This window comes from Ferrovibrio sp. (assembly GCF_025869515.1).
Taxonomy (GTDB): domain Bacteria; phylum Pseudomonadota; class Alphaproteobacteria; order Ferrovibrionales; family Ferrovibrionaceae; genus Ferrovibrio.
The window spans coordinates 1-7,840 of record NZ_JAOZVR010000060.1 but is presented as its reverse complement, the minus strand read 5'-3'; the positions used below and the strand labels follow the sequence as shown (position 1 = coordinate 7,840).

Annotated in this window: 7 protein-coding genes; 4 read left to right on the top strand and 3 right to left on the bottom strand. The window is 64.0% G+C overall.

Annotated features, from left to right (window positions below; translation table 11 throughout):
* Positions 1–273: hypothetical protein (locus OJJ21_RS10295; protein ID WP_297685843.1), on the top strand; the 273-nt coding region annotated here is incomplete at its 5' end.
* On the opposite strand, the gene mobF is transcribed toward OJJ21_RS10295, so the two are convergent.
* The 3 genes from mobF to OJJ21_RS10280 are packed head-to-tail and all read right to left on the bottom strand — an operon-like array spanning position 265 to position 5,198.
* Positions 265–3,240, bottom strand: a complete 2,976-nt coding sequence (mobF, locus tag OJJ21_RS10290) for a MobF family relaxase (RefSeq protein WP_231698563.1) — start codon at positions 3,238–3,240, stop codon at positions 265–267. The two genes, OJJ21_RS10295 and mobF, sit on opposite strands and share 9 nt — an antisense overlap.
* 10 nt (positions 3,241–3,250) lie before the next feature.
* Complete coding sequence (locus tag OJJ21_RS10285; RefSeq protein WP_263462729.1) at positions 3,251–4,786, bottom strand: type IV secretion system DNA-binding domain-containing protein; 1,536 nt, start codon at positions 4,784–4,786, stop codon at positions 3,251–3,253.
* A 49-nt stretch (positions 4,787–4,835) separates the two neighbouring features.
* A complete protein-coding gene (locus tag OJJ21_RS10280; RefSeq protein ID WP_231698565.1) occupies positions 4,836–5,198 on the bottom strand; it encodes a hypothetical protein in 363 nt (120 codons plus the stop codon).
* A 699-nt stretch (positions 5,199–5,897) separates the two neighbouring features.
* On the opposite strand from OJJ21_RS10280, the gene OJJ21_RS10275 reads away from it, so the two are divergent.
* Genes OJJ21_RS10275 through OJJ21_RS10265 form a run of 3 tightly spaced genes read left to right on the top strand, consistent with a single transcriptional unit; the run spans position 5,898 to position 7,764 of the window.
* A complete protein-coding gene (locus OJJ21_RS10275) occupies positions 5,898–6,518 on the top strand; it encodes a hypothetical protein (protein ID WP_231698566.1) in 621 nt (206 codons plus the stop codon).
* Positions 6,515–7,255, top strand: coding sequence for a StbB family protein (gene stbB / locus OJJ21_RS10270; RefSeq protein ID WP_231698567.1), 741 nt, complete (start codon positions 6,515–6,517; stop codon positions 7,253–7,255). The genes OJJ21_RS10275 and stbB overlap by 4 nt, the downstream gene beginning before the upstream one ends.
* Positions 7,256–7,293: 38 nt before the next feature.
* Positions 7,294–7,764, top strand: a complete 471-nt coding sequence (locus tag OJJ21_RS10265) for a hypothetical protein (RefSeq protein ID WP_297685837.1) — start codon at positions 7,294–7,296, stop codon at positions 7,762–7,764.
* Positions 7,765–7,840 lie beyond the last annotated feature (76 nt).

Here is a 7,840-nt window from a genome sequence, read left to right as displayed (position 1 = left end):
AGCAGAAAAACTGCAAGCAGGATCAACTGCTTACGAGTTGTTCAGGGCGGACTAACGATGACCCGCTGCGGCAGCGCTGATAGTTGCGCTTCTGTGACCGCTATAGTTTTACTGCCGACCTTCAAAGACAGAAATACAAGCGGATCGCAGTTGTGTGCGTGCGCTGAGAAACCTATTGCCAAAGCCGCTGCCAATGTCATTTCGCGCCACGAGCTTGTCATTGGAGACTCCCGATCGGGCAATCCGCGCTGGATCACCGCTACCTCATCTTAGTGTTCTTCCTAAAGCCACGCTGCGATTTGCTTGCGCCGGCTGTGGATTAGGGTTACGCCGTTGCAAATCATTCGACAAGTTTCTCAAGCGACTAATAGAGATCTGGCGATGTTTCTGCTCGGCGATATGCGCCTCGCTGTGCGCCGTTCTCAACTCCAGCGCCGCGAACTTCTTCGGCACCCGCGCCACGGCGCCGCGCAACTCGGCGGCCCGGTCCGTGTAGAGCTTCAGTTCGTAGCGTGGCCGCGAGATGGCCACGTAGAACGCGGCCCGGTTGGTGGTTAGCGAGCGTGTGTTGGCCTCGATCAGCACGCGGTTGGAAGTCAGGCCCTGAGAGGAATGGATCGTGGTGGCGTAGCCGTGCTGCAGGTTCATGGGACGCTGCGCCGGGATGGCCACGATGGTGCCGCGCTCCGTCTTGACGGTAACGGCCTCGGCGCTCACAGCCTGCACCCGCACCCGGTCGCCGTTGAGCAGGCCGAGCTGCTTGTCGCTCTTGGTGATCTTGAGCAGATCGCCGGGCGCGATCTCGATGTCGTACTTCTTGTGCAGCGTGGCCGAGAAGTGCTGGGCGGGCTTGACCGTGACGTTCTGGCCGTCGCTGCCGCGCAGCACCACTTGATCGCCTTCCACGCCCACCACTGCGTAGTCCACGCCGCGCTGGATGTTCTGCCCCTCGCGGTGATAGCTCACCACCAGATCCGGGGCGTAGGTGGCCGGCTGCTTGAGTTGGGCGCGCGTGGCGTCCACGTTCTCCAGCACGGTGTACTTGAGGCCTCCCTCCAGGCGCATGCGTTTGCGCACCATCTCGTTGATGCTGTGGCGCGCCTCGTTGGTGCCGGCCACGATCAGGGTCGCCTCGCGTTCCTGGGGGGACAGCGCGGTGAAGTCGGAGGCAATGGCCTGATAGCGATCCTGCTCTTCCGGCACCTCGCGGATGCTGCCCAGCAGCCGCGTGACGGCCTTGTTGGTCTGGTCGTTCGCGGCATTGAGCACGGCGGCCTTGATTTCCGGATTGCGCTGCCGCTGGATTTCTCGCAGCTGAGCCTGCAGCATGCCGGCGTCCTGCAGCTGCGCAAAGGGCTTGCCGGCCTCCACCGCGCCCGTCTGCTTGCGGTCGCCCAGCATGACCATGCGCGCGCCGGCCTTCTCCACGATCCGCATCGCCTGGGCCAGCTGATGAGCGGGCACGACGCCGGCCTCGTCCAAGAGCACGACCGATTTCTCGCTCAAGGCCGCCTGCGCCTTCCGGCTGGCCAGGAAGCTGGCCAGCGTGTTGGACTCCACGCCTAGTTCGCGCAGGGCCGCCACCTGGGTGCCGTAGGGCGCCAGGCCCACCACGTCGAATCCGGCGGCCAGGGATTGCTGGGTCGCGTCTTGGGTGATTTCGTTGATGGTGCGCTCCAGCATATGGCTTTTGCCGGTGCCGGCATAGCCCTGCACCGCCACGAAGCGGTTCGTGGTGCCGAGGATCATTTCCACCGCCTCGCGCTGGCCCTGGTTCAGGTCGCTCGCGGCCAGCCGCGCCGCCAGGCCCTCGTCGCTCAGGATCGGCTGCAGGGCGCCGCGCCCGTCGCGCTCGATGGCAAGGATGCTGCGCTCGATGGCCTGGGCCTGCGGCGTCGTATAACGCGCTTCGGCCAGCACCAGCGCCCCTTTCTGGATGGCACGGTCCACCTCGATGGTGGCCTGTTCCTCATTCAGCCCGCGCGCGTGCATCGTGGCCCCGATCCATGTCGTGCGCGTGAGCTTGGCGGTCTCGGGCACGTCCATGAAATGCGAGGCCTGCTTGTCGTCCTCGTTCTTCTTGGCCTGGTTGAGCGAGCGTGCCGTCTGGTACAGCGGCAACTCGCGCACCAGGCGGCCGTCGTTCTCGGCCGCTTCCACCTCGGCCATGACGGCGCTGATGGTGGATGTGGTCGCAGCCTTGGACATGGACAGTTCAACCAGTTCTTTGCGCGTGAATAGCCCTTGACGCTCGCTCAGGTGCTCGACTGCGAAGTTCAGGGCCGCGGCCGCCCCCTCCTTCATCGCCGGGTCGGCACGCAGGCGGGCCACGTCCGGCGCCGTGCTGTTTTCCTTGGCGGCCAGCAGCGCATCCATGCTGAGGCCTGCTGCTCGTGCGCTCTCGATCCACTCCTCGCGCAGCAAGGTGCGATCCACTTCCGACTTCTTGTCGCGCGTCATCAAGGTCACGGACTGTGCCAGTGCGGTGTTGGCCGTGTCGCGGTTCACGCCGCGAGCCTCGAAGGCCTCCTCGATCTGCCGGGCCCGGGTGCTGTAGTGCTGGATCAACTCGTCGGAAATGTGGGCCAGTTCCCAGTAGCCTTTCTGCGTCTCCCTCAGCCCATAGCCGCTCGCCCGCAGTTCCTCGGCCAGCGCCGTGCGGTAGTAGGCGCCCAGGGCCTTGATGCTGTGCTGGATGTCCTCGTTGCTCATCGCGCGCCATTGGCCGTCCGGGCGCTTGGTGAGGTTGGCGACGATCACGTGGGTGTGCAGCTGCGGGTCCTGGGCGCGCGACAACTCGTGCCGGAACGCAGCCGCGACGATCACGCCGGTGCGCACGCGGTAGCTCTGCCCCTGCTCCTTGATGCGCGCGTGGGCCAGCTTCTCCAGTTGCTGCACGGCGCGCTTGACGGCCCGATCGTGCGCAGCCGTGACGCCGGCATCGCCAGCGATCAGCGCCTGTAGGCTGACGCTCTTGGGCGCGGAAAACGTGTAGTCCATGCCCTTGCGGTCATCCGAGCGCAGGTCGGAGAAGCGCACGCGCACGCCGTTGGGCAGCTTGCCGTCCAGAATGTCCTTGAAGCTCTCTCGATCCACCTGCAGCTGCTGCGTGAGCCCAAGCTCCTCGGCTCCCTTGCCGAGCCATTCGCCACGGTGGCCCTCTTTTTCGTAGTAGTCGTCTGCCGACTCGAAATAGTGCGCAGCCTGCTTGCTGGAAGTGACGGCTTGGAAGCTCAGCATGGGACGCTCCTCATGCGCCGGCGAAGATGCCGGCGGAACCGCGGATGGGCTTGCTGTACTGCTCGGCCATCACCATGGGGTCGATCACGTCGGGCCGGGCCTTGTACTGCAGCTTGACGCGGGCGATGGGGTAGTTGCCGGCGAACTTGAGATAGCCGGTCAGGTTGGGCAGAAGGTGGATCTCTGCAGGCGACACGACACGCTCGGTGTCTTGCCTGGTGCCGGTGGTGCCGCGCGAGCCGCCTCGGCCGCCGACCGAAACGCTGTCGTTGCGCCGAATCACCGTCTGTTCGCCCAGGCCGCGGCTGAATTCCTCCGCCGTGTAGGTGTCCATCTCGGCGACACCGAACAGGGCAACCGACCGCAGCGAATTGCGCAGCGTGAGGGCGTCGTCGTCGCCATAGGTTCGCCGCAGCTGCGCCAGGCTCTGGATGCCGGCCAGGATGCGCAGCCCTTTCTTGCGCCCCTTCGTGGCCGCGTCCACAAGGTAGTTCAGCTTCTCCAGCGAGTCCAGTTCGTCCAGGATCAGGTGCAGGCCGCGGTCACGGTCGTCGCTCATGGACAGCACGGCCGCGCAGATCACGTCCGTCCAGCAGGAAATCAGCGGCTTGAGTGCCTGCAGCTGGTCCTGCCGCCAGGTCACCCAAACGTTGCCCTCGCTGTTCTCGATGAAGTCCCGGAAGGAGAAGCTGCCCGAGGCCAGGTATTTGTGGGGTGTCACGTACTGCGTCAGCACCACGCGGATGGACGCCAGGGTTTCCTCGGCGCCGTGGAAGCAGCCCTCCGCCGGCGTGCCGGCCAGCAGCGTCTGCAGGTCGCGGTTGCTCGCAGAAGTCAGCCAATGCACCAGCCTGTCGGTGGAAAGCTCGTTGTTCCGGATGAGCACATGCAGCGTTTCGGAAACGATGGTCCGGGCCATGGAGTTCCATGATTCCTGCTCCGTCGATGGGCTGCGCGGGATCATGCTGATGGCGTACTGCTCGCAATCGAAAGATGAGCGGATCTCGTTGAACACCGACCAGCCCTGCCCGCGCGCGTCGAAGGGGTTGAGGATCACGTCGCCGGGCCGGAAGAAGTGCCGCATGAAACCGCCGTCCGGGTCGATGCAAATGGTTCGTTCGCCGCGCTCCTGCTCGCTTTCGATGTACTCGGCAATGCACTGGCTTTTACCCGTTCCGGTGGAGCCGCCCGCCAGAAAATGCGTGCTCTCCACGTCCCGCGGCACCGGCGTGTCCATGAACCTCAATTGCCCGCTTCCGCTTTTGGTCCTTGAGCGCAGCGCGTACTGGTTTTCCATGCGCGGACCGCGCAAATGGCGCATATATTCTGCGCCGCCGAATTTCGTCGTCCATCGAATGGCCCCGTAGATGAACAAGGCCACCCCCAGCATTAGTCCTATGAACGGCCCGACCCATAAAACCGGATTGGAGGGCGTGGCCAGGATTCCAAACCAGACGCCCTTGATGATCATGGACTTGGGAACCCGGTAGTACAGCAGAAAACCGGCTATCCACCCTGCCAAAACCAGAAGCAAGGTGGTAACCACCAGCCATCCTCGCAGGGCGTCGTCTGGAGTTCTATTCGCCCGTGCCATATCAACCTTCCTGTTTCAGGTAGTTGATGACGGCATCGGAATTGAATATCTCATCCAGTTCGGCACGGGCATTCACATTGACCGATCGGTACATCAGAAGGAAGAGCGCGGCCACCATGCTGAGCTGCGTGTCGGGATCGGCTGCGCGCTGCATGTCGACGATTTCCTGCTGCTGCGCCCTGATCTCTTCGAGCTGCTGGGCGATGCCAGACAAGTGCCCGGCTTGGCCATCCTGATTGGCCAGGAACTGCAGGAAGACCTCCTTGGCCAGCATGTTGAGGTTCCGCGCCGGGGAACGCTCCAGGGCCTCGAACGCCCTCTCTGAATCCTGCGCCGAGAGCTTGAACTGAACGAGTCGGGACATGCACCTTCCTTTTTATCGGTATACCTGGAAAACCGCATGAAATATAGACTCATGCGCTGTTAGTACACCTAACCACGCCTCCAGTATACCCAACATATCCAATCACGACAACGCTTTACACCTGGCACCTGTGGTGCGTATGGTGTGTAGAACCCTGGCGCGCCAGGGTTGCGACCCGGCATCGCCGGGTCGCGGGCGTCTGAGGGCAGCGCGAAGCGCCGGGGAATGCAGCAAGGGCGCGAAAAGTGCGGGCCAGGTCGAGTGCCAGGCTCGTCTGGCGCGCTCGGTTTCCTCTGCGACGCTTAGATCAGGCACCGAGGCCAGTTCAGGGGCACCGGCTGTTCCAGCCCGCACCTTCATTGGTGCGGGCTGTGGCAAGCGAAGCGCGTCAGGCCGTAGGCGTCCCCCTGTGTGCAAGGCAGGTGCGCAGCGTGGGTATGTGCGCAAGCCGGGGCCCAGCGACGCCGTAGGGCGTCGCTGGGCAGGCTTGTGCATATATATCCATGCGGAGCCCTGGCTTGTGCACAGGCGGCTCAGGCGCGCCGGTCGATCTCGCTCATGTGGGCCAGGGGTCTGGGGCGTGGCCCTGGAACGCCCCAGCAGCGGCCTCCAGCACCTCACTGCCGGTCGTTTGGAGCACCCCCTTCGCCCTCCCCCGCGTGAGTTGCCTGGAAGGCCGCGCAGCGGTCGCCGAAGGCGATGAGCGATAGCGAAACCTGCAAGGGAACGACCCCCGAAGGGGGGCACGCCCAGTCTTCCAGAGCATATTCCGAGCATTTCCAGAGCACTTTTCAGGACTGGACTCTAACTCATGGACTACAATCAGAGCGTTTTCTTAGCATTTCCAGAGCAAAAGTGATCGATACAGGCGAATCCACCTCGGCCCTCGGCCGTGTCCGCGCAGCTGTGGCCGGAGCCGTCGAACTGGGCCTGAAGAAGAAGGCCGCGATCCTGGCCAAGGCGCTGCACCAGATCAATGCGGCTAGACAGGATGGGTTCTCCCATGCCCAGATCCACGTGGCGATCACCTCCGGTGGTCTGGATCTGACGCCCGCCTACTACGAGAACCTGTACGCGCGCGAGATGCGCAAGCATCACGCGCGCCTGGCGGCCAGACCTCCAGTTTCGCAACCAGCGCCTGGGGGCCTGTCGCCACTGATTTTCGGAAAGCTGGAGAAAAGACCCGTCGAATTGAAAATGTCCGAATCGGATGCAACGGCAAAACCCGGTTTCACCTCGGCGTCTGATGAATTACGCCGCGCACGCGCTGTCAGCCGCCAGGATTTCAGCAAACTTATCAAACGCAAGAACAAACCATGAACATTGCACTCATCAATCTGTCCGGTAACGTCGGCAAGAGCACACTGGCCGTTCATCTTTTCGCAGCAATGCGGCCTGGCGCCAAAATCATTTCTGTCGAGTCGGTCAATTCCTCCGACGCCGATACGATTCAAGGCATCGAAGTCGAGGAAATCGAGGCCTCCAGCTTTCGAGAAATATTCCGTGAGCTGATGATGGCCGAAGGCGACGTGATTCTCGATGTGGGCGCGTCCAACGTCACCCGGTTCATGGCGGAAATGAAGAAATTCAAAAGCGCCGTTCACGAGATCGATTTGATCGTCGTGCCCGTGGTGCCCCAGGAAAAGCAGCAGCGCGACACGATCTCCACGCTGGAATGGCTCGCCGAGCGCGGGTTTGACCCCAAGCGCATTCGGGTCGTCTTCAACCAGTTCGCCAATGATGGCGTGTCCCTGGTCGACGCCTACAGCCAGATCTACGGCTACCTCGAATCCACCGGCAACCGGGCCGCCTACAAGCCCGAGGCCGTGGTCGTCAGCAACGAGCTGTACGACCGCGTGAAGGGTTCGGGCAAGACCATCCGCGAACTGGCCGAGGACAAGACCGATTGGCGCGCGAAGCGCACCGAGGCCCGCGCAGCGGGCGATCTTTCGGGCATGGAAGAGGCGGTGGACGGCCAGATGAACAAGGACCTGGCGCAAACCGCGCAGGAGAATCTGGCCGAAGTCTGGAAGATCATCGGCATCGGCAAGAAATGAACGCGCCGACCACCGCCCGCGACGCGGCCGTCAAGGTCTTGATGGCCGACTTCGCCGACCTGCTGGAGCGGCTGGAGCGGGCGCAGCGGGAACACGGCGAGTTGCAGGACACGCAGCGCCTGTGCCACACCGAGCTGGATGCGGATCTGGAGCAGCTGGGCGGCCTGGTGCAGGGCGTGCGCGCCGACCTGGCCAAGGCCGGCGAAGCCGGCCGCGGCATGGTGGCGGCCGCGCAGCGGCTGGAGAATGCCGCCGCCCGCATCGAGGCGGGTGCTGTCGGCGCCGCCCGGCGCCCGGGCGGCCCGCCGCCCAGGGCGGGCAGGCGTTTCGGCGGCCTGGCCGTGCTGCTCGTCGTGGTGTTGATCTGCGTCTCGGGATGGGCAGCCTACGCCACTACGCGCCTGGTGCAGCAGCGCACCGCCGTGCAGGTCGGCACTGCCACGCTGAAAGCGTGGCCCGCGCTCGATGCAGGCGCCAAGCGCGCGATCCAGGCGGCTGGCTCGCAGTAGCGGACTGGCGGGCCGCGCAAGCGCCCGTCAGTTCGTCGCCGCGGCCGCAGGACGCGGCGCGCGGTGACGGCCAGCG